This window comes from Arthrobacter sp. EM1, assembly GCF_029964055.1.
Lineage (GTDB): Bacteria > Actinomycetota > Actinomycetes > Actinomycetales > Micrococcaceae > Arthrobacter.
In genome coordinates this window covers 301,380-321,103 of record NZ_CP124836.1, presented here as the reverse complement: position 1 = coordinate 321,103, position 19,724 = coordinate 301,380, and the positions used below count along the sequence as shown (strand labels likewise).

24 protein-coding genes are annotated in these 19,724 nt (G+C 65.6%); 1 reads left to right on the top strand and 23 read right to left on the bottom strand.

Features of this window, described 5'->3' with window-relative positions; genetic code table 11:
- Position 1 precedes the first annotated feature (1 nt).
- The 8 genes from fliQ to QI450_RS01490 are packed head-to-tail and all read right to left on the bottom strand — an operon-like array spanning position 2 to position 5,324.
- The gene (gene fliQ, locus QI450_RS01525) at positions 2-277 is read right to left on the bottom strand and encodes a flagellar biosynthesis protein FliQ (RefSeq protein ID WP_226776351.1); all 276 of its coding nucleotides are present in this window, start codon (positions 275-277) and stop codon (positions 2-4) included.
- Complete coding sequence (gene fliP / locus QI450_RS01520; RefSeq protein ID WP_226776350.1) at positions 274-1,122, bottom strand: flagellar type III secretion system pore protein FliP; 849 nt, start codon at positions 1,120-1,122, stop codon at positions 274-276. The genes fliQ and fliP overlap by 4 nt, the downstream gene beginning before the upstream one ends.
- Complete coding sequence (gene fliO, locus QI450_RS01515) at positions 1,119-1,673, bottom strand: flagellar biosynthetic protein FliO (RefSeq protein WP_226776349.1); 555 nt, start codon at positions 1,671-1,673, stop codon at positions 1,119-1,121. The genes fliP and fliO overlap by 4 nt, the downstream gene beginning before the upstream one ends.
- Complete coding sequence (fliN, locus tag QI450_RS01510) at positions 1,674-2,399, bottom strand: flagellar motor switch protein FliN (protein ID WP_226776348.1); 726 nt, start codon at positions 2,397-2,399, stop codon at positions 1,674-1,676.
- On the bottom strand, positions 2,399-3,292 hold the full coding sequence (locus QI450_RS01505) for a flagellar motor switch protein FliM (protein ID WP_226776347.1): 894 nt from the start codon (positions 3,290-3,292) through the stop codon (positions 2,399-2,401). The genes fliN and QI450_RS01505 overlap by 1 nt, the downstream gene beginning before the upstream one ends.
- Positions 3,293-3,339: 47 nt before the next feature.
- Entirely contained in the window at positions 3,340-4,215 is an 876-nt protein-coding gene (locus QI450_RS01500; protein WP_226776346.1) for a flagellar motor protein MotB, read from the bottom strand.
- Positions 4,212-5,042, bottom strand: coding sequence for a MotA/TolQ/ExbB proton channel family protein (locus QI450_RS01495; protein ID WP_226776345.1), 831 nt, complete (start codon positions 5,040-5,042; stop codon positions 4,212-4,214). Before QI450_RS01495 ends, QI450_RS01500 begins: the two co-directional genes overlap by 4 nt.
- A gap of 3 nt (positions 5,043-5,045) precedes the next feature.
- Positions 5,046-5,324, bottom strand: coding sequence for a flagellar FlbD family protein (locus QI450_RS01490; RefSeq protein WP_226776344.1), 279 nt, complete (start codon positions 5,322-5,324; stop codon positions 5,046-5,048).
- A 209-nt stretch (positions 5,325-5,533) separates the two neighbouring features.
- Between QI450_RS01490 and QI450_RS01485 the strand changes: the two genes are divergently transcribed.
- Positions 5,534-6,967: a GGDEF domain-containing protein gene (locus QI450_RS01485; RefSeq protein ID WP_282468081.1), complete on the top strand. Its 1,434-nt coding sequence runs from the start codon at positions 5,534-5,536 to the stop codon at positions 6,965-6,967.
- Between the two features lie 284 nt (positions 6,968-7,251).
- On the opposite strand, the gene QI450_RS01480 is transcribed toward QI450_RS01485, so the two are convergent.
- The 15 genes from QI450_RS01480 to fliD form a co-directional block, all read right to left on the bottom strand.
- Positions 7,252-8,424, bottom strand: a complete 1,173-nt coding sequence (locus QI450_RS01480) for a flagellar hook protein FlgE (protein ID WP_226776342.1) — start codon at positions 8,422-8,424, stop codon at positions 7,252-7,254.
- Positions 8,425-8,470: 46 nt separating this feature from the next.
- Positions 8,471-8,917, bottom strand: coding sequence for a flagellar hook capping FlgD N-terminal domain-containing protein (locus tag QI450_RS01475; RefSeq protein WP_226776341.1), 447 nt, complete (start codon positions 8,915-8,917; stop codon positions 8,471-8,473).
- Positions 8,918-8,935: 18 nt separating this feature from the next.
- Entirely contained in the window at positions 8,936-10,408 is a 1,473-nt protein-coding gene (locus QI450_RS01470; protein ID WP_226776340.1) for a flagellar hook-length control protein FliK, read from the bottom strand.
- A complete protein-coding gene (locus tag QI450_RS01465; RefSeq protein WP_226776339.1) occupies positions 10,405-11,064 on the bottom strand; it encodes a C40 family peptidase in 660 nt (219 codons plus the stop codon). Before QI450_RS01465 ends, QI450_RS01470 begins: the two co-directional genes overlap by 4 nt.
- The gene (locus QI450_RS01460) at positions 11,061-11,495 is read right to left on the bottom strand and encodes a flagellar FliJ family protein (protein WP_226776338.1); all 435 of its coding nucleotides are present in this window, start codon (positions 11,493-11,495) and stop codon (positions 11,061-11,063) included. Before QI450_RS01460 ends, QI450_RS01465 begins: the two co-directional genes overlap by 4 nt.
- A complete protein-coding gene (locus QI450_RS01455; protein ID WP_226776337.1) occupies positions 11,492-12,823 on the bottom strand; it encodes a FliI/YscN family ATPase in 1,332 nt (443 codons plus the stop codon). The genes QI450_RS01460 and QI450_RS01455 overlap by 4 nt, the downstream gene beginning before the upstream one ends.
- Positions 12,820-13,458, bottom strand: a complete 639-nt coding sequence (locus tag QI450_RS01450; RefSeq protein ID WP_226776336.1) for a FliH/SctL family protein — start codon at positions 13,456-13,458, stop codon at positions 12,820-12,822. Before QI450_RS01450 ends, QI450_RS01455 begins: the two co-directional genes overlap by 4 nt.
- A complete protein-coding gene (gene fliG / locus QI450_RS01445; RefSeq protein ID WP_226776335.1) occupies positions 13,448-14,461 on the bottom strand; it encodes a flagellar motor switch protein FliG in 1,014 nt (337 codons plus the stop codon). The genes QI450_RS01450 and fliG overlap by 11 nt, the downstream gene beginning before the upstream one ends.
- Entirely contained in the window at positions 14,458-16,068 is a 1,611-nt protein-coding gene (gene fliF / locus QI450_RS01440) for a flagellar basal-body MS-ring/collar protein FliF (RefSeq protein WP_282360660.1), read from the bottom strand. Before fliF ends, fliG begins: the two co-directional genes overlap by 4 nt.
- Positions 16,068-16,373, bottom strand: coding sequence for a flagellar hook-basal body complex protein FliE (fliE, locus tag QI450_RS01435; RefSeq protein WP_226776333.1), 306 nt, complete (start codon positions 16,371-16,373; stop codon positions 16,068-16,070). Before fliE ends, fliF begins: the two co-directional genes overlap by 1 nt.
- Positions 16,373-16,765 carry a flagellar basal body rod C-terminal domain-containing protein gene (locus tag QI450_RS01430; protein ID WP_226776332.1) on the bottom strand — a complete coding sequence of 131 codons (393 nt, stop codon included), beginning with the start codon at positions 16,763-16,765 and terminating at the stop codon, positions 16,373-16,375. The genes fliE and QI450_RS01430 overlap by 1 nt, the downstream gene beginning before the upstream one ends.
- Complete coding sequence (locus tag QI450_RS01425) at positions 16,765-17,106, bottom strand: flagellar basal body protein (protein WP_226776331.1); 342 nt, start codon at positions 17,104-17,106, stop codon at positions 16,765-16,767. Before QI450_RS01425 ends, QI450_RS01430 begins: the two co-directional genes overlap by 1 nt.
- Before the next feature lie 186 nt (positions 17,107-17,292).
- Positions 17,293-17,694, bottom strand: coding sequence for a hypothetical protein (locus QI450_RS01420; RefSeq protein WP_226776330.1), 402 nt, complete (start codon positions 17,692-17,694; stop codon positions 17,293-17,295).
- A 10-nt stretch (positions 17,695-17,704) separates the two neighbouring features.
- Entirely contained in the window at positions 17,705-18,229 is a 525-nt protein-coding gene (fliS, locus tag QI450_RS01415; RefSeq protein ID WP_309485718.1) for a flagellar export chaperone FliS, read from the bottom strand.
- Positions 18,226-19,554, bottom strand: coding sequence for a flagellar filament capping protein FliD (gene fliD, locus QI450_RS01410; RefSeq protein ID WP_282360659.1), 1,329 nt, complete (start codon positions 19,552-19,554; stop codon positions 18,226-18,228). Before fliD ends, fliS begins: the two co-directional genes overlap by 4 nt.
- Positions 19,555-19,724 lie beyond the last annotated feature (170 nt).

The following is a 19,724-nucleotide window of genomic DNA, read 5'->3' as shown; positions in this document are numbered from 1 at the left end:
GTCACATTCCGCCCAAAAGTCCGGGGATCCTGGCGAAAAGATCGTTGGTGAAGGACACCATTTCCGAGATCATCCAGTGACCGCAGACCACCAAGGCGATGGCGACGGCGGCGGCTTTAGGCACGAACGAGAGGGTCGCCTCCTGCAGTTGGGTGATCGACTGCACGAGGGAAACGGCCAGCCCGACCACCAGGGCCGTGACCAGCACCGGCGCGGAGAGCTTGGCACCCACAAGCATGGCTTGAAGGCAAATATCGAGGACGGCGTTGGCGTTCATCCGGTGCCCGCATAACTCTGGATCAGGGCAGTGATAATCAGGCCCCAGCCGTCCACCAGGACAAACAGCAGGATCTTGAAGGGCAGGGAGATCATAACCGGCGGAAGCATCATCATGCCCATGGACATCAGCGCCGCGGAGACGACGAGGTCGATAACCAGGAAAGGGATAAAAATGACAAAACCAATAATAAAGGCGGCACGCAGTTCAGAGACCATAAAGGCCGGTATCAGGGTCTGCAGCGGCACCGCGGCGGGGCTGTCCGGATTTTCCATTCCGGCCGCCCTGGTCATAAGGGCGATGTCCTCCTGCCGGGTGTGTGCGAGCATAAATTGCTGCAGCGGGCCCTTGCCGACGTCGACGGCGGCGTTAAAGTCCAGGGTCCCGTTCAGGTAAGGCTGGACCCCGAGGTTGTTCATCTCGGTGATGACGGGAAACATCACGAAGATCGACAGGAACAGTGCCAGCCCGGCGAGCACCTGGTTCGGCGGGATGGACGGCAGGGAGAGCGCGTTTCGCGTCATGGCCAAGACCACAAAAATTTTGGTGAAGGACGTCATCATCAGCAGCAACGCCGGAGCCACCGAGAGCAGCGTGATCCCGATCAGGGTCAGGACGGCCGTTGAGGGCTTACCGTCGACGCCGTTGATCTGGATATTGATGCCGTCACCGGGTGCCGAGGGGTCTGTGGGTGGCACCGGGGGCGCGGGGACTATGGGTGCGGCGTGGCCGGCGGAGGCGTTCAACCACAGCAGCAGGACGGCAAGCAGCACCGCTGCCAGTCCCAGCACCAGTGCCCTGCCGGCAGAGCTCCGGCCGGCCCGGACTAATGGATCGGTGTTCAACGGCGGCGTCCGCCCCTGAGAGCTGCGGCGGCCTGCTTCCACGTGGAGCCGGCCAGGATCGAGCCGTGCAGCGGCGGCTGGCCTGCCGGACCGCGGGAGTGGGAATTCCGGTGGATGGAGCTGCGCCTGGGCATCGGGGCGCCGGGGGTTCCGTCGCCGGAACCCTCGGCGGAAAGCCCGTCACCGGCGCTCTCGTCGTCCTTCCGCGCGACGGCGGCGCGGGGGCTGGCGGCGGCGAGCAGCCGGGCGAATTCGCCGAATCCGGCGTTGGCTGCAGGCACGGACTCCTCTTCGGCTTCGGCCGGGATGTCGCCGCTGTGCAGGACGTTCACGGCATGCTCGGTAACACCGAGCATAAATCGCCGGCCGGCGGCGTCGACGACTACCACTGAGGCCTTCTGTCCCAGGCTCTGCCGGCTGACAACCGTCAGGGCACTGTCAGCCCGGCGTCGTCCGTTGCCTTTGCCGAGCCGGCGCTGCAGCAACCACATAAGGCCAAGCACCGCGCCCAGGGCCACGACTACCCGCAGCCCGAGGATCAGCGAGTCCATTCAGCTGAGCCCCTCGGCGACGTCAAGGATGCGGGTGATGCGGACCGCATAGTCCTGGTCGAGGACCACAACCTCTCCGTGCGCAATCAGGCGGCCGTTGAGCAGCACATCCGCGGGCGCGCCGGCGGAGCGGTCCAGTTCAATGACTTTTCCCGGTTCCAGCGAGAGCACGTCCCGGACGGACATCCGGGTCCGGCCAATCTCCACCGTGAGCGCCATTTCGATGTTGTTGATCCGGCCCAGCCGGCCCGCAACGGCGCCGCCGCCGGTGCCTTCTGCGCCGCGGCCGAAACCGTTGGTGTTCTCGCGCAGCCGGACCGCGAACCAGGCGGCGGCGTGGTTGCCGTCGGACAGTTCGAAAACGGCGGTGTCCGGATCGGTCAGGAGGCCGGCGGCGTCGGATTCACGCAAATCGGAAAGCACACCGGCGCCAAAGACCGAACTCGCAGCCTCCATGGCAGGGCGCAGCACATCGGTGACTGCTACGACGCCGGGCTGGGGGCCGGCCATACCACCGGCGGCCTCGTCCAGGAACGTCCGGTCGATCAGCAGCAGGGCAAGGTCAGCGGTCACCGAGCCGACGAATGTCGCCGTCACGGCCTGCCGGGCATAGGGCGCCGCGGCCCGGGCCGGCACCAGGGCGACGACCTTCAGTGCCACCGGGCTCGGGAGCTCTTCGACAAGCCGCTCCGCCGACGACTCGTGCTTGGTCAGGGTGATGCTCATCAGGGGTTCTCCTCGATTGTGACAATAACAGCGGCGGCGCGGGAGCCGTTACGGGCCGGCGCGGCGGTGGCCAGCCTCGTCCCGTCGAGTGTGACGTCGAACGGCCGGTTCTCCAGGTGCGGCAGCGGCAGGACATCGCCGACGGCAAGACCCAGGACCCGGCTGGGGGTGATAAACGACGTCGAGAGCCGCACCGACAATTCCACCGGCACCTGCTCCAGCTGGGCGCCAATCCTCACCGGCGCGTCCTCCCGGCTGTCGGTGGGGTTGACCTTTTTCAGCCGGCCCAGCAGAACGTCGGCCGGGATGGCCAGGGTTGCCGGCGCGCTGATGTCCCCAACAATCATCGTGAACGAAGCCACGATCATCAGTTCACTTGGCGCGGCGGCCTGGGCAAATTGGGAGTTGTATTGGATGGTATCGACGCGGACCGCTTCGTTGAGCAGCGGGCCCAGGGAGTAACTCAGATCCTCGAGCGCTTCGTTCATCAGCCCCTGGACCAAGGCCTGCTCGATCTGGGTGAACTTACGGTCCGGCATTGGCGAGTCTGCGGAGGCGCCGAGCATCCGGTTGACCCAGCCAAGGGCCGAGGGGCTGGGGAACTGCACCACAAGTTTGGAATCGTTGCCCTCGACGGCGCACAGGACCATGGCCGTGACCGCCGGAATCGACGCTGCGTATTCGTCGTAGCTCAGCATGGAAACGTCTTCCAGCCGCACCACCGACTTGACCCTGACCTTGGCGGTAAGCTGCGTTCCCCACTGGCGGGCAAATGTCTCGAAGGCCAGCTCCAGCACCCGGCTGTGCTCACGGGCCAGCGTCGCCGGACGACGGAAGTCGTAGACGCTTAAGGTGCGCTCGCGCACTACTTCCCGTTCATCGATAACACTCACGTCTCGCACTATCGGCAAGGCACCCCCGCGGGTAAGCCAATCCGCAGCTATTTCTGCAGCATATTCATCGCTTCCGGTATCAGGGACCGGACGACGTCGGGCTGGTCGGACAGGACCACAATGTCAACCCTGCGGTTCAGCTCCATCAACTCAGGTGTGGAGTCGTCGTTGACCTGCCGTGCGGAGCCGAAAGCAACCGCCCCGATGGCGGACTGGGGGACGCCGCCGCGCTCCACCATAAAGCGCAGGACGTTCACCGCCCGGGTGGAAGACAGTTCCCAGGTGGAGGGGAAGGACGTCACGCCGTTAGCTGCGTGTCCCTCCACCATGACCTCCATTCCGGCCGGCGCAAGGACCGGAGCAACAACATTAAGGACCCGGGTGGCCCGCCCGGTCAGTTCCGGCCTGTCGGGTTCGAAGAATGTTTGGGATCCAACGAGTTTGACGGTCAATCCGCGTGGATCGATTTGGAACTCCACGTTTTCGCTAAGGTTTTCCGCCGCCAGCCCCGCTTTCATTTTGTCCTCCAGGGCCTGGAGCCGATTGACTTCCTTCATGGCCTGTTCCAAGGCTGCCGGGTCGACATTGGGCTGCGCATTCGCCGCCTGGCCTGCCGCCGGCTGCGCCTGCGCCTGCGCCTGCGCCTGTACGGCAGCGAACGCTTCAAGGTCCTTATTGGCCTGGTCCGCCGGGACCACGGTTCCGGTGGCCGTGTCGACGGTTTCGGACGCGACGGCGCCAAAGCCGGTGGCGAGGGAATTACGGAGTTTCTCGAATTTGTTAGCGTCGACGGTGGACATCGCGTACAGGACGATGAACAGGCACATCAGGACGGTGACCATATCCGCGTAGGACACGAGCCAGCGTTCGTCAACGTGGTGCTCTTCGGGGGCGGCCCTTTTGGACCGTCGCCGGGGGCTCATGCCGCGTCCTCCAGCGGTTCTCCGCCCTTGGATGCTTTTTTGGGCCCGGACTTTGGTGCCTTCCCGGCGCCGGCCTTGAGTTTGTAGTCGGGAACCATTGCGTTGAGCTTCTCCCGCAGCAGGATTGGCTGGATGCCTGCCTGCAGGGCCAGAACGCCTTCCATGATGAGGGTCATTCGGTCGACCTCAAGTTCGGAGATCTTTGCCATCCGGTCCCCGATAGGAAGCCAAATGAAGTTGGCGGAAAGGACCCCCCAGAGCGTAGCGACGAAGGCTGCGGCGATCATGTGTCCGAGCTCGTCCGGTTTCGACAGGTTTTCCAGGACGTGGGTCAGCGAAACGACTGTGCCGATAATGCCGATGGTGGGTGCGTAGCCTCCCAGCATCTTGAAGAACTTCGAGGCCGTGTTGTCGGACTTCATCTTGGAGCTGATGCCGTCGTCGAGCATTTCCCGGAGGTCCTCACCATCGGTTCCGTCGGCGATGTTCTGCAGCGCAATCTTCAGGAACGGATCCTTGGTGGCGGCAGCGTCGCTTTCCAACGACAGCAGGCCTTCTGCGCGGGCCCTCTCAGCGAAGACAATGATCTCGTCGATGCTGACCTGCGGCGGGACGGTCTTGCCCTTAAACGCGTTCGGCAGCGCTTTGAAGGCGTGCACCACGTCCTTAAGGGTTGATCCTGCAAGCCCGACGGCGAGCGTCGCACCAAAAACCAGGATCATCGGTGCAGGCAGCAAAAGGCTGGTAATACTTGCGCCTTCAAGGGCCACCATGGCGTAGATGGCGCCAAACGCCATCAGCAGCCCGATAATTGTTGCCGGATCCATGGCCTACTCCCCCGGCCGGTCGGTACGACCAACGTCTGCGGCGTCCTCGGACGGAACCAGGCTGAGGTGGTAGCCGGTCACGGCCGGAAAGTCCCGGGCCTTGCTCAGTACATAAGCGCGGTACTCGGCGATCAGTTCAACCACTTCGGCGAGGCTTTCGAGCACAACGTACGTAGCTCCGTCGAGGGTGACAAGGTGGGTGTCCGGGCTCTCGTGGATCCGTTCGATGAGGTCGGGATTGACCGCGAAGCGCGTTCCGTTGAGTCGAGTTACGACGATCATGGGCCGATTCTGCTCTGTATAGGGGATGGTGGTCTACGATCTACTGTCGGCCAACCGGACTGATTGGTTAGCTGCGTAGGCTTGGTAATATGCGGCCTGGCGGCGGACACCGCGTTAGTTACAGTGAGTGATGTTCGTTACAGTGAGTGTTGTCAACGATCCGCTGGCTGGGTAGGCGTGGATCTGCCGAACAATGGGGAGCATACGCAGTGGTACCGCAGTGGCTTGTCTCAGCAGGCGATCGTCTTCCCCGCGGGGCACGGTCGCGACACCCTGCACTGTGGCGCCGCGCCCTGGGTTGCCTGTCCGGTGCGGCCCTGGTGCTGGCGGCGGCCATAACCGTCCGGTTGTCCGGGTCCGTGGAGGCCTACTTTCTGTTTTTCCTCGCAGTACCCGTGATTGCTTTGTTCGAGGACTGGCTGGCCATGGCCGTGGCCACAGTCGTGGTCGCCGGGAGCCCGGCCTTCCTGCAACTGGCTTTTGCGGGTGCGTCCGGATCGTTGCCGCCGGCAAATTCCGCGCTCCTGGGTGCAGCGTTCCTGCTTGAAGGCGTCCTGTGCCTCATTCCGGCATTCGTCCTCGCCGGGACACGAACCGCGGAACTCGAGAAGCTGGGGGCATTGGAGAGCCAGGCACTGCACGATCCGCTGACCGGGCTGGCCAACCGATCGCTCCTGGCTGCACGCCTCAGAGAGGCGATGGCCGCGAGCCGGATCACCGGGGTGCCCATGCTGGTCCTGGCGGTGGACATTGACGGCTTCAAGCCAATCAACGATTCGTATGGACATGGAGCCGGGGACGCGCTGCTGGTGGAAATCGCCCGGCGGCTCCAGTTCTGCCTCCGGACCGGGGACACCGCGGCACGGACCGGCGGAGACGAATTCACCCTGCTGCTGCCGGGCTCCGGCTTGGACCAGGGCCCGGCGACGGCGCTGCGCGTGATGGATGCCGTCGCCGCCCCGGTTCAGGTCGCCGGGACTGAGCTGCGGATGAGCGCAAGCGTCGGCATCACTGCCGGATCAGGAATGGATGGCCCGGAACAACTGCTGGCGGAAGCCGACACGGCAATGTACGCAGCGAAACACTCCGGCCGGAGCCGCTTCGTCATTTACGACGCGACCCAGCGCCAGGATACCCGCGGCGCCCTTGAGATTAGCCCCAGCGATGCCAGGTGCTGGGCCGCTTACACGGTCCAGCTGCGCCTCCAGATCGCCTCAGCCAAGGACCTGGGCCTGCTGCCGGAACAAACCCGGGGCCCGGAAACGGCCCGGCGGACCCTCGAAAGCCTGCTGGCCGCCATCGGGCAGCTCCCTGACCCGGAGCAACCTGACGGTGAGCAGCGGACAAAACTGCCCCTGCCGCAGTCCCGGGCCCTGGCGGAGTTCGTTTTCCACCATCAGCTGGTCCAGCAATGGGCCGACTCGCTCGTGAGCCAGGGCATCCTCACCGCCAGCCGGCCGGCCGCGGCGGAACGCTTCTGGAGCGATCTGCGCGACGCTGTAACCGTCGCCGAAAACCCGGGGCCGCGTGCCGGCAGTGCTTCACGGAACACTCTTGACACCAACTTTGCCGCCGACGGGGCACTCCAAGCAGGAAAAGGGACCGGTGGCGCTCCCGCCCCGATCCCGCGGATGAGGGCGTAGCCGGCTTCTGCCTATGGATGCCATAACGTCCCCCGATCGGACCTACGCCACGTGCGCCACCGCAGGCAGTTGGTGCCAGGCGGTCGCATCGGAATGTACCTCCACTTCAGGGCGGGCTCTCAGAAGAGACGTGATACTCGGTCGAAACGTGAGGCATATCTGGTTGCAGGCTAATGTCTAAGCCGAAGCCGCGGATCTCAAAAAAAGACAGCCCTGGCTCCGAAGATCTCCGTAGCCAGGGCTGTCGCTCCGATATTTAGGAGCTAGTCACGTTTTCCGGGTGATTAGCGCTTGAGCTGGGTCAGTTCCTGCAGGACCTCGTCGGAGGTGGTGATGATGCGGGCGTTGGCCTGGAACCCGCGCTGGGCCACGATGAGGTTGGTGAACTCCTGGGAAAGGTCCACGTTGGACATTTCCAGGGTCCCGCCGGAGAGTGTGCCGAGCCCTGGTGCACCGGCACTGCCGAACTGCACCCCGCCGGAGTTGCCGGTGGCCGTGTAGGACGAAGATCCTGCCTTTTCCAGACCGGCCGGGTTGGTGAACTTGGCCAGGGCGATCTTGGCCATCACCTGTTTGGTGCCGTTGCTGAAGGAGCCGATCAGGGATCCGTCACTGCCCAGCGTGTAAGACTCAAGCGAGCCGGCAGCAGAGCCGTTCTGGCCGGCGACCGTGAGGGTTTCGACTTTTGCGTAGCCCGAGAGTTTATTCAACGCGACAGTAATGCCGCCGACGGTCAACGCGCCGCTGGCCGTCAGTGTGCCGTTGGCTCCCTGTGCGAGGCCCACAGTGACGGGTCCGCTGCCGTCGTTACCTGTAACATTCCAGCCGGTGGCGGTCTTGTCGAAGGTCAGATTGAGGTCACGCGCAGCACCGGCGCCGTCGTAAACCTTGACCACGCGGTTCAGCGACGTGGGAACGGTCGCGTCGCCGGGCAGGTTCCCGTCAAGTGAAACCGCGTTGGTTGCCGTGGCGACCATGTTGTTCGGGTTCAGCGTGATGGTGCCGACGGCGCCGGTCGTGTTGACCGCGCCGTTGGCGTCGGCCTTCCACCCCTGCAGGATGCCGCCGTCGGGGCTGACCAGCTGGCCGGCAGCATCGAGGTTAAAAGCACCGGCACGGGTGAACAGCTGCTGGCCGCCCTTGCTGGTGACGAAAAAGCCGTCTCCGGAGATCATCATGTCCGTGGCCTTGCCGGTGGCCTGCGAGGACCCCTGGCTGAAGTTGTTGGTAACCCCGGCAACGCGGACGCCCAGGCCGATCTGGGCAGGGTTGCTTCCGCCGGTGCCGCCCTGCGGAGCCGTGGCGCCCTGGGTCAGCTGGGACAGGGTGTCCTGGAACTGCGTGGTTCCGGACTTGTACCCGGCTGTGTTGACGTTGGCGATGTTGGCGCCGGTAACATCCAGCATGGTCTGGTGGGCGCGAAGGCCGGAAATTCCGGAGTAGAGCGAGCGGAGCATGGCGACTGCCTTTCTACAAGGTGGGAAAACTGGTCAAAATCTAGGGTCAGGGAGCGGACGGAGCGACGATTCCGGTGATGGAATCGAGGGGGATGGATAGTTCGCCGATGGTCACCGCCGGTTTGTCGCCGGCGAACGAAACGGCAGTAGCAATGCCGCTGCCCGCGGTGCCGTCCGGCAGCGTATAGCCGACGGAATGGCCGATCAGCTGGGCTGCCGCCGAGCGCATCTGCAGCGAAAGCCCATCCTTGCTGCTTGCTGTCAGCTCGGTCATTTTTTCCATCATGGACAGCTGAATGGTTTGGGCCATCATCGCGTTGGTGTCCATCGGGGCACTCGGGTTCTGGTTCTTCAGCTGGGTCACGAGGAGCGTCATAAAAACGTTGGAGTCCATGGTCTGCACCGGGGCGCGGACAGCGGGAGTCTGGTCCCCCGCCGCACCGGTTGTCGGCTTGATCGGGATGGACGGTGTAGCGATCGGCTGAATCGTCATCTGTGGCGTTCCTTCGTGTCAGACAAGAATGTCGATGTTGGTTTGGGGGGAACCCAGCCGACCGGGGATGCGCGGCGCGGGCTCGTGAAATCCTTCGTTGCGGCGCGGGGCTGAGCGCTGCGCTGCGGCGTCGTTCTGGTGCCCCGGGCGGCCGTTCCGGCCCCCGTCCCCCGGTCCGCTGCGATCCGAGAGGTTCAGCGATGCCCCGAATCCGGCGTCGGCGAGCTCCTTCCGGAGCTCGGGAAGGACGCCGCGGAGAGCTTCCCGGCCGGCTTCACCGGGAGAGAACATCTCAATCCGGACGCCGCCGGCGTCGATGTGGGCTCTGATGGTCAGCGGGCCCAGGTCTTCGGGGTTCACTTTGAGGGTCATCACATGTTCACCGGCGGCCGCCGTGGCAAGGGTGAAGAGAGGCCTGCTCAACTGGGGTTGGAGTGCGGGCCCCTGCTGCGGGGAAGCCGCGGCGGGAGCCTGCGGTGCGGACGTCGACGTGGCGGCAGTAGGAGTAGCCGGGCCCCCGGTCAGGGCGGCGGCTCCGGCGGTGGACGCCGATTCCACCGATACCGTGGCCGCCAGCGCGGACTTCCGATCCGGACGTACGTCGCCGCCGCTCGCGCCGGCATTGGGAACAAGACCGGCGAAGGTCGTTCCTCCGGCAGCGGAAGAAAGTCCGGGTGTTGTGCTGGCCGCCGGAGGGTGCGGCTGGAGGCTGGCGGTTGCGGGCGTCGAGGCGGCCCCAGTAAGTCCTGCTGCCGGAGCTGCGTCTTGGGCCGGGCTGGATGGTGCAACGGTGGCTGCCGGCAGGACGACGGCGGCCGGAGCTCCGGTGGCCACGGCATTGGCGTCTGCCGCCACGGCCGGCGCGCCCGCAGCAGCAGCAGGTACCGCGGTGGCAGGAGCCGACACCGGCACGGCACCGCCGGCCCGGAGCTGCGGTTCCGTGGCCGCCTGTTCCGGGGTCATCCGCCCCGGTATGGCCTGCCCCGCGGCGGCGGCTGTCGACTGCGCCGCAGGGGCAGCCAACGCAGTTCCGAACCAGGCCGGGACCGGCAGAACATGCCCTGCGGCGTCATCCTTCGATGGCGACGCGTCGTGGGAGGTGGCGTCGTTGACCTTGGTGTCGTCCGGCTGCCCGCCGAACAGCTGTGCGGTCACGGACGCGGATGCGGTCACGGACGCGGATGTGGACACGGCCACGGTCGCGGTCGCGCGCGCGGGCACAGCCTGCGGTGCCCCGACGCCCGGCGAGCCGGCGGAGTTCGAATCCGCGGACACGGTGGTCTCGGACGTCGGACGTTCGGGCTGGGCGTTTGAGGGCTGGGCGTTTGAGGGCTGGACGTTTGAGGGCTGGGCGTTTGAGGAAACGGCGCTGTCCAACAGCACACCGAAAGCTCCGCCGCCGGACGTTGTTGTACCGGCCCGGCCCCCGGCGCCTTGCTGGGTGGCCCGGCTGATCCCCGCAGCAGAGCCCAGACCCATCGATGCGGTCATGATGTGCCCCCCGCCGGGACAATCCGGCGGATGGACGTGAGGTTGGACTGCTGCTCCCAGGCATCGCGGATCTGGATGGTTTGCCCGGGCACGGGGGCGTCGATTGCCTTGCCATTGCCGAGGTAGATGGAGATGTGGTTGCCGCCGAAGCTCACCAGCAGGTCGCCGGGCTTGGCCTCGGCAAGGGACGCTACGGGCGTGCCTTGGCGCATCTGGTCGCTGACCACCCGCGGAATCTCGACGCCGAGGTCTTTGAAGACGCGCTGGGTGAAGCCGGAGCAGTCCATCCCGGTGGCCGGGTTGGTTCCGCCCCAGACGTACGGCACGCCGATGTACTTTTTCGCTGCGGCAACCACGTCGTTTCCGGTCGCTGCCCCTCCGGTGGCAACCGGCGCGGAGACACCCTTGAGTGTTGTCCCGCTGATACCTGTCAGGGAATTGAGGCTCTCCTGCAGGGACGCTGTTCCGGTTCCGCTGGTGCCCAGCGCCGAGGCGAGGGCTTGGGTAAAGGAACCGTCCCCTCCTCCGTTGACAGGCGAGCCCGTGGCGGCGGCCGAGATCGCCGTGGACTTCGCCGAGTCCACCGGCCGGGTGGTGAGTTCGGAGATCATGGACTGGATGCTCTGCATCCGGCCGATCGCCTCGGTCATGCTCATGTGGTCACCTGGGTGTCGTCCCGGTGAAAGACAGTGGACGCAATCTCATCCAGCGCTGACTGTTCGGCCTGCAGGTCTGCGCTCAGTACTTCGGCTTGATGCCGGGCCTGGAGCTTCTCCAAGCCAACGGAGCGGACCCTGGCAGCGGTAAACGCCTCCCGGGCCGCGGACTCGTCTGCCTGGGCGATCGTGGTCAGGCCCCGCAGCTCTGCCAGCATACTGTGCGAGGAGGACCGGGCGGCCGCGACGGCCCGCAGTGAGGCGGAGCTGACAACGTCCGCGTCGTCGATCGACAAGTCACGGCGGGCCGCAGCTTCCCGGGCGCGCACGGAACTGGAACGGGACCTGGCCCGGGCCAGGCCGGTGGCGGCTTGATCCTGCTGGATCTGGCGGAGCCGCAAGAGCCCAGCCAGCAAAAATTGACGGTTCATGCCGCTGCTCCCAGAGTCGAGGTGAGGTAGGCGAGCCGTTGCCACGACTCGGGGTGTCCGGTGGAATCTTCCATTGATTGCTGCAGGAAGGCGTTCACGTCCTGCTCGTGGTTCAGTGCCGCATCAACGAGTGGGTTGGTGCCGGCCTGGTAGGCCCCGACATCGATCAGGTCCTGGGCGGCTTTCCGGGCCGCGAGGACACGGCGAAGCCCCGCGGCAGCGGCGAGGTGATCCCGGGTGTTGACCTTCGAGGCGACACGCGAGATGGATCCGAGGACGTCCACGGAGGGAAAGTGGCCCGTGACGGCCAGTTTCCGGTCGAGGACAACGTGCCCGTCCAGGATGGAGCGGGCGGCGTCGGCGATCGGTTCGTTGTGGTCGTCGCCGTCAACCAGGACGGTGTAGATGCCGGTGATTGAGCCGGTTTCGGCGGTGCCGGCCCGTTCCAGCAGCCGGGCAAGGACGGAAAAAGTCGACGGCGGATAACCGCGGGTGGCTGGGGGTTCGCCGGCTGACAGGCCGATCTCGCGCTGGGCCATGGCGACGCGGGTCAACGAATCCATCATCAGGACCACGTTTTGGCCCTCGTCCCGGAAGGACTCCGCGATCCGGGTAGCGGTGAAAGCGGCGCGCATGCGCATCAGCGCCGGCTCGTCCGAGGTGGCAACCACAACGATGGAGCGTGCCAGTCCCTCGGCGCCAAGGTCGTCCTCGAGAAACTCGCGGACTTCGCGGCCGCGTTCGCCGACCAGGGCGATGACCGAGATTTCGGCGTCGGTCCCCCGGGCGATCATCGAGAGCAGGGAGGATTTCCCGACGCCGGAACCGGCGAAGAGCCCCATCCGCTGGCCCTTGCCGAGGGTGGTCATGGTGTCCAGGACACGGACACCGGTCTGCAGCGGCGTGTCGATGCGGGCCCGTTTCATGGCCAGCGGCGCCTCGTTGTCGATGGGCACGCGCGGCCCGCTCTTGAGCGGGCCCTTGCCATCGATGGGCCGTCCGAGGCCATCGATGACGCGGCCAAACAGCCCCCGCCCGGTGGGGACCAGCATGGTGGTGCCCGCTTTGGCCCGGACCGGATCACCGGCGGCGACTCCGGCAAGCCGGCCCAGCGGCATGCAGCGGAGGGTGCTGCCCATCGCGGCGACTACTTCGGCGTCCAGACCGGGATTTTCCCCAACGGTCACGAGCTCACCCAGTGCACCGTCGAGGCCGGAAACTTCCAGGCTCAGGCCCACCACGGACGTCACTACGCCCACCCGTTGGGGAGCGGCGGCCCGTAGTGCGGCGGTGAAAGAGTCCCCTTTTGGGCGCCATTGGGTCATCATGGCTGTCCGTCCATGGTCCGGTCGCCCCAGTCGCCGTCGCTGAGCAGGGCAGTACGGACCCTGGCCAGGGCGGTGCCGAGGCTCGCGTCAAGCCAGCCATGCTCGTAGTCAACTTTCGCGTCGCCGCGGTTCAGGCTTGCGTCCCGGAGCAGCGGAAGCCCGGCGGGCAGGTCCAGGCCTTCCTTGTCCAGGGCGTCAATGTCGGCCGGGTTGAGCCGCACCGCAACCAAGGTGCCGGGGTCGCTGGCGGAAAGGGCGCGTTCGATGGCGGCCCGGGCCGTCCGGGTGCCTTCGGCGAGTTCGTAGCCCAGGATGGCCTCGGCCAGTTCCAGGGCCGTTCGGGCGAGCACTTCATTGGCATCCTGGAGGGCCTGGACATTGCGGTGTGCGAAGTCCGTCCTGGCCACGGCCAACGCGCGCACTGCCCGGTCCAGGTCCTGCTGGCCCGCCGCCAGGGCAGCAGCCTGCTCCGCCGCCATTCGGTCCCGCCAGCGCCGCTGTTCCTTTGCTGCGGCGCGGACCCCGGCAGCGTAGCCCGCGGCGTGGCCCTCGGTGAATCCGGCCTGCTCGTTGGCGGGACCGGTGGTCCGCAGCGACGGGTAGACAATCCGCGCGGGACTGGTGTCAGTAGACAAAGTCTTCCTCGTCCCCACGCTGAATCGTGATGGAACCGTCGGCCTCTAGTTCCCGGATGGAGCGGACGACGGCGGCACGGGCTTCTTCGATCTGCGAGGCCCGCAGCGGCCCCAGGGCCGCGATTTCGGACTCGAGGATCTCCAGGTTGCGGCCGGAAACGTTGGTAGTAATGGTTTCCAGCACCACTTCCGGGGCGCCCTTCATGGCGATGGCCAGCAACGACGAGTCGATGCCGCGCAATACCTGCTGGACGTCCTTGCGGTCCAGTTTGACGATGTCCTCGAAGGTCACCATTTGTGCCCGGATTTCGGTGGCTAGGTCCGGGTTCAACAGGTCCAGGCCATCGAGTACGGAACGTTCGGTGCCGGCGTCGGTACGGTTGATGATCTCCAGCAGCGGCTGGATGCCGCCCGTGACCTTGGAGGCCTGCTGGGAGACAGCGGCACCGCCGCGCAGTTTGAGCGTCTCGGCGACGATCCCGATTGCCTCCGGTGCGCCGGAACCCATCGTTGCGATGCTGAGGGCGACGTCGGCGCGGAGCGAACCAGGCAACCCGGACATCACCGCCGAGGCCTTTTTGGGGCTCAGGTGCGCCAGGACCAGGGCGATCGTTTGCGGCAGTTCACCGTCGATCAGGGCCAGGATCTGGACCGGTTCAATGTCTTCGAGGAACTCAAAGGACTTCCCCGCCATGTTGACGCTCAGCCGGTTGATCAGCCCGGCGGCTTTCTCGGACCCAAAGGACGCTTCCAGCAGTCCCTCTGCCAACTCGCGGCCGCCCCGGGCCGAACGCGGCCCGCTCAGCGCCGAAGAGTGGAAGTCCTTCATGATCTGCTCGGTGACATCGGGATCCACCTTGCGCAGCCGGACGATTTCCGCCGCAATCTCCTCGGCTTCCGAATCCGTCAGCTTTGCCATGACCAGGGCCGCGTTGGCCGGGTTCATCTGCATCAGCACAACGGCCGCGCGCTGGGCGCCCGAAAGGGTCACTGTAGTTTTCATACCGGTTGCCGGTCATCCAGGAGCTCGCGCAGGTAGTCGGCTGCCTTCTCCGGGTTGGCGGAGACCATGCTGTCGATTTCCATCCGACGCCGTTCGGCTTCCACCTGTTCCGGCAAGGGCGGCAGCGGCGGGAGGGCGGTGAGCTCGATCGCCGAGGTTGCCGGGGCCGCCGGCAACGCTGACACGACCGGCATCGCCGGCAGGACCGGCAGCGGCTCAAGCCGCTCGCCCAAGTCCACGGGTTCGCGCTTCTGCCGGCGGCGCAGGACGATCATCAGGATCAGGCCCAGGACCAGGAGTCCGAGGAGGATCGAACCGGCGCTGATGAGCGTGCCGAAGAATTCGGCCTGCTTGGTGGCCTCAGCGTCGGCCTTGGACTCGGCCAGGGACCGGGCAGCGTCGTCCGCAGCCGCGGTGCTGAACGGCACCACCTCAACGGTGACGACGTCGCCGCGTTGCTGATCGATCCCGGCGGCAGAGTTGACCAGGGATGTGAGTGAGGCGAGATTGAGCCCGCCGGCCGCTGCCTGGTTGACGGCCACGGAGATCGTCTGGCGTTTGACGGCTCCGGGCGGGATAACACGGTCCTCGGTGACCTTGTTGACTGCGTTGTTTTTGGTACCGCTGGTGGAATCGAAGCTTCCGTTGCCGCTGGTGCCGCCGGGGACCGCGATGTTGTCCGGTCCCAGAACCCCGGCCGCGCCGCCGCCGGTGCCGGTGTACTTTTCAGTCTTGGAAGTCTCGCTCAGCGGCAGGGCACCTTCAGCGTTGGAGAAGGTCTCGGACTTCTGCTGCGCCGACTCCCCGGTAACGTCGGCGGCGACCGCGACGGTGGAATTGCCCGGCCCGACGACGCGGTCCAGGACGGCACGCACGGCGTCGCCGGTGCGCTGCTGGTAGTCGGTGGCCTGTTTCGAGGATGAGCCGACGGCGCCGCCGCCGACAGCGGAGAGGACATTGCCTTGCGAGTCCACCACTGCGACGTTGATCGGCTTGAGGTTTTCGATGGCCGCAGAGGTCAGGTGCACTATCGCCTGGACCTTGTCGCCGGAAAGGCTGACCCCCGGCTTGGTTTCGATGAAAACCGAGGCGGTGGTGTCCGGGGCGCTGGAGACAAAAACCGTCTTCTCCGGAATGGCGAGACGGACGGCGGCGGTCTTTACGCCGTCCATGGCAGAAATGGTGCTGGCGAGTTCCCCTTCGAGGGCCCGCTTGTAGGTGACGGACTGTTGGAACTCTGAGGACGTAACGCCCATCTTGTCCAGCAGCGAGTACCCGGTGGCGGCGGCCGTGGGCAGGCCAGCGGCGGCGGCTTTGAGGCGTTCGTCGTAGACCTTGTCCTGCGGGACCAGGATGGTCGCGCCGCCGTCGCTGAGTTCGTAGGGAACGTTGTCCTTACGGAGCTGATCGACGATGCCGCTGGCATCGGTGTTCTTGAGCCCGGAGAACAGCGGTGTCAGAGCGGGTTTGGACAGCCACGCGGAAACGGCCACAACGGCGACGACGAGGAGGGCCGCTCCGATGACTGCGATGGTGCGCTGTCCGGCGGTGAATCCCTTGAGTCCGGCGCCGAAGCGGGCGAACATTCCAGATATTTGCGGGGGCATCAGGCTTGCATTCTCATGATCTCGTTGAACGCGTCAACACCCTTGTTTCGCACCGCGGCGACGAGTTCAAGGGTGACCTGCGCGCGGGTGGCGGCGATGGTCGCGTTGTGGATGTCATCCAGGTTGCCCGTCACGGCTGAGACGGCCAGCTGGTTCGACGTCGACTGCAGCTGCTGGAGGTTGTCCACGGCGCCGGTGAGGGACGCCGCGAAGCCGGAGCCGTCGGTACCGGCAGCGGCCCCGGCGCCGTCCACGAAGTTTGTCGGAAGGACGCCCTGAACGGGCGCGATCGGGGAAATGGTCATCAGGATCTTCCAATCTCAAGGGCGGCCATGTAGCTTTCACGGGCGCGGTCCACAACCTGGGCATTCGCCTGGTAGCCGCGCTGGGCAATAATCAGCGCGCCCATCTGTTCGGCCATATCAATATCCGGATATTTCACGTTCCCGTTGGCGTCCGCGAGCGGGTGGTCCGGCTGGTACACGATCCTGCCCTCGCCGTTTCCCAGCTGCGTGCTTTTCACGTACACCCCGGTGAGGTCGGCGCCTTCCCCGGCTTCCACGTATTTAGCCTGGAACGCCGGGCCGGAGGTGCGCGAGACATTGTTCATGTTGGCCAGGTTGTCCGAGACGGCGTCGAGCCATTTCCGGTGCACGGTGAGGGCGGAACCGGCGATTCCGATCGCGTCGAAAGTCATCAGTTCGTCCTCATGGCGGAGCGGACGGCGGTGAACTCGTAACCGAGGGCACGGGTGGCGAACTGGAAGCGAAGCACCGTGTCGATGTTGGACAGGGTTTCGGTGTCCAGGTTGACGTTGTTGCCGTTCAGCTGGGTGGGTTCCAGGGATGCTGCCGTGGTGGCCTGGGCATGACCGTCGCCGGAACGCACCGAGGCCGCGAGGGCGTCCTCGAAGGCCACGCGCTTGGCCTGGTAATTGGGCGTATTGACGTTCGCGATGTTGTTCGCGATGCTGCGCTGGCGCAGCGCCAATCCGTCCAAGGCGCTGGACAGGGCTGCGGAGGTCACGGATTCGAGCACGGGGATCCTGCCTGGGTGGTGGGAGGCCGATCCGTGGCCGTTAAACGAGCGATCCGTGCTCTATCAGTGGTTATCGGCACTGGTCAGCCGCGCGTTAGGAGAAAATATAAAAGAGTTTCCGCAGGATGAATCACTGTGGATACTCGCGGATATTCTTTGCGGGGTCTTATGCTCCCGACAGGAAGTTCAGCCGTTTACATCCAGGTACACAGCACCGGAGGCAGCCACTACGCCGGGAACAGAGGAGACCGCCTGCAGTTGCTGGGCGACATCCCGCCTGGCATCTTCGAGTCGCCGGGCGACGCGTTCCTGCGCGGCCGACAACGCTAAGGCACGTCGTCGGGCTGCAGCGGGTAGCGCTCCGGGGAGAAGATGCGGATGCCAGCGCTTCTCGGGCTGGGGATCAACCGCGCTCCCGGGTGCGGCAGACAGCGGGCCCAAGGGATCCTTCAGGGTGCGCTCGGCTGCACCCACCGCCAGCTCCAGTACGTCCAGGATCGCGTTCCAGGCCGCCAGGGCACTCTCCTCGGGGTCCGTCAGGGTTGATTCAGTGTCGGGGATGTCGGTTCGCCCTCGGCTGCCCTCCACTTCCGGGTGACTATCCAAAACCAAGGCTCCCCCCGCCGGTTAGGGCCTGGGTGCTCCAGGCGCCCGCGGGGGTGGATCCGCGGTTAGGTCCAGAGGTAGGTGCGGCGGGAGCTGCCGCGGGGACCGGGGCAGGGCCTGGGACAGCGGCGGCCGCCTCATGCCAGGCCTCGCGCAAGGGGTCCAAAAGTTCGATGGCCTCACGCGTCAGCGCCGGATCACGCTGGATATTCGCGTTCACCAGGGCGGTGAAGGAGTAGTTATACAGGCCAAGCAGCCCGTCGGCGCCGTCCCAGGCATCGGTCTTCAGGGACGACATAAGTTCAGCTAGGATGGCCTGCGCGTGCAGGAGGTTTTCCGAGGCGACAGGCCAGTTCGCGCCCTGCTGCGCGGCCTCCGCACGGCCCAGGTCCAGCAGGAGCCGGTCGTAGAGCATGGTGAGCAGGCGTGCCGGCGGAGCCGAGAGGACGGAGTCAGCCAGGTACTGGTTCCGCTGGGCGGCGCCGCCGTAGCCGGAGCCGAAAGGTGTGGTGGTCATGCTGACTTACTTCCTGCCAGGCCGGAGAGCTGGGCGGTGAGCCAGGATTGTTGGGCCTTCATGCCGCTCAACGCCGTCTCGAGACCCGAGTAGGTTCGCTGGAGCGTGGCTTTGCGGGAGGCAAGCCGTGTATCCCAGTCACCAATCCGGTCAGCCAGGTCCCGGACTTCGGACTGCTGGCCGGTGATCTTGGTAGTCAAGGTGCCGTTGTACTTATCAGAGGCTGCTGTGGACGCCGCGGCAACGCGACCGGCGATTTCCTGTACCTTGGCTGCTGTTCCCTCGGGATCCTTCGCCAGGGCGGCAGCGAACTTCGTGGCGTCGAACTCCATCGTTCCGGTCTTGGTGATGCTGATGCCGATTTCCGACGGCGACCGGGGCGGGGCGCCGACCGGCAGCGAAGCGGCGGAAAGGATGTTCTGGTTCACCGAGCGCACCAGACTCTCACCGGCGAAAACACCGGCTGACGTCTTAGTGCCGCTGGAGTTCGTGGTGGTGCTGACGGCGGTCTTGCTTGCGATCAGCGAGAAAATGCCGTTCACACCGTCCACGAGGTCGGAGGCGAGCTTGGTGATGCCGGCGTCGTCACGGCCCACCGTGAGCGTTACAGGTGCGGCAGATACTTCTTTGGCGGTGACGGACACGCCGGGCAGCAGATCGGCGAAAGTGTTCGTCGAGGACTTCACGCTCTGGGTCACAGCGGTGTTCGGCCAGAGTGTGATTTCGGCGTCCTGCGCGGCCTTGACATTCGTGAAGGTAGTACCGGGATCGCTGATGGTGAAGGCCCCGGCTTCACCGGACTTCGTGGCGGTGAACTGGAGGCGGAAGTCCCCGCCCCCAACGGCCACCTTCGTGGCGGTCACGCCGGCGCCAGCGGCATTCACCGCCGTGACGACATCGTCAAGGTTATTGGAAGCCGGCGCGATCGTATAGTCGCTGCCCCCGCTGTTGATCGTCATCGTGGTGTACGGCCAGCCGGTCACGGCGTTCACTTTGGGGGTTACGGTGACCTGGGTCTGGGCCAGCTTGGTGACCTGGAAATCGATGGAGCCCGCTTTGGCAGCCGCGGTCGTGGTCGCGACGACTTTGTCGCTGGACGTGGTCGCCTTGGTGAGGTCCAGGGCACCGGGCTTGGCCGCGGCGGTGGCCTGGGTAGCCAGGGCTGCGACTTTGCCATTGAGCCCCTGCAGGGCGGAGACCATCGACTGAAGATCGTAGGACTTGTTCTTGAGCAGGGTCTGCGGAAGGGCTTCGGACTGCATGATCGAGCCGATGAGGGCGGTGGTGTCGAGCCCGCTGGCCAGTCCGTCGAGTGAGATTCCCATCTCTGCCTCTCCTTAGCTGTCAATTCCTGCTGATACGTCGGGTGTTTGTGATGCTGGGACGTTGCACGTAAGGGCCGGACGATGGTGTTGCCATCGTCCGGCCCTTCCGCAGCGTGGTAATCGGGGGTGTCTCATCGTCCGATCAGGGTGGCAGCCTCACTTCAGGACTG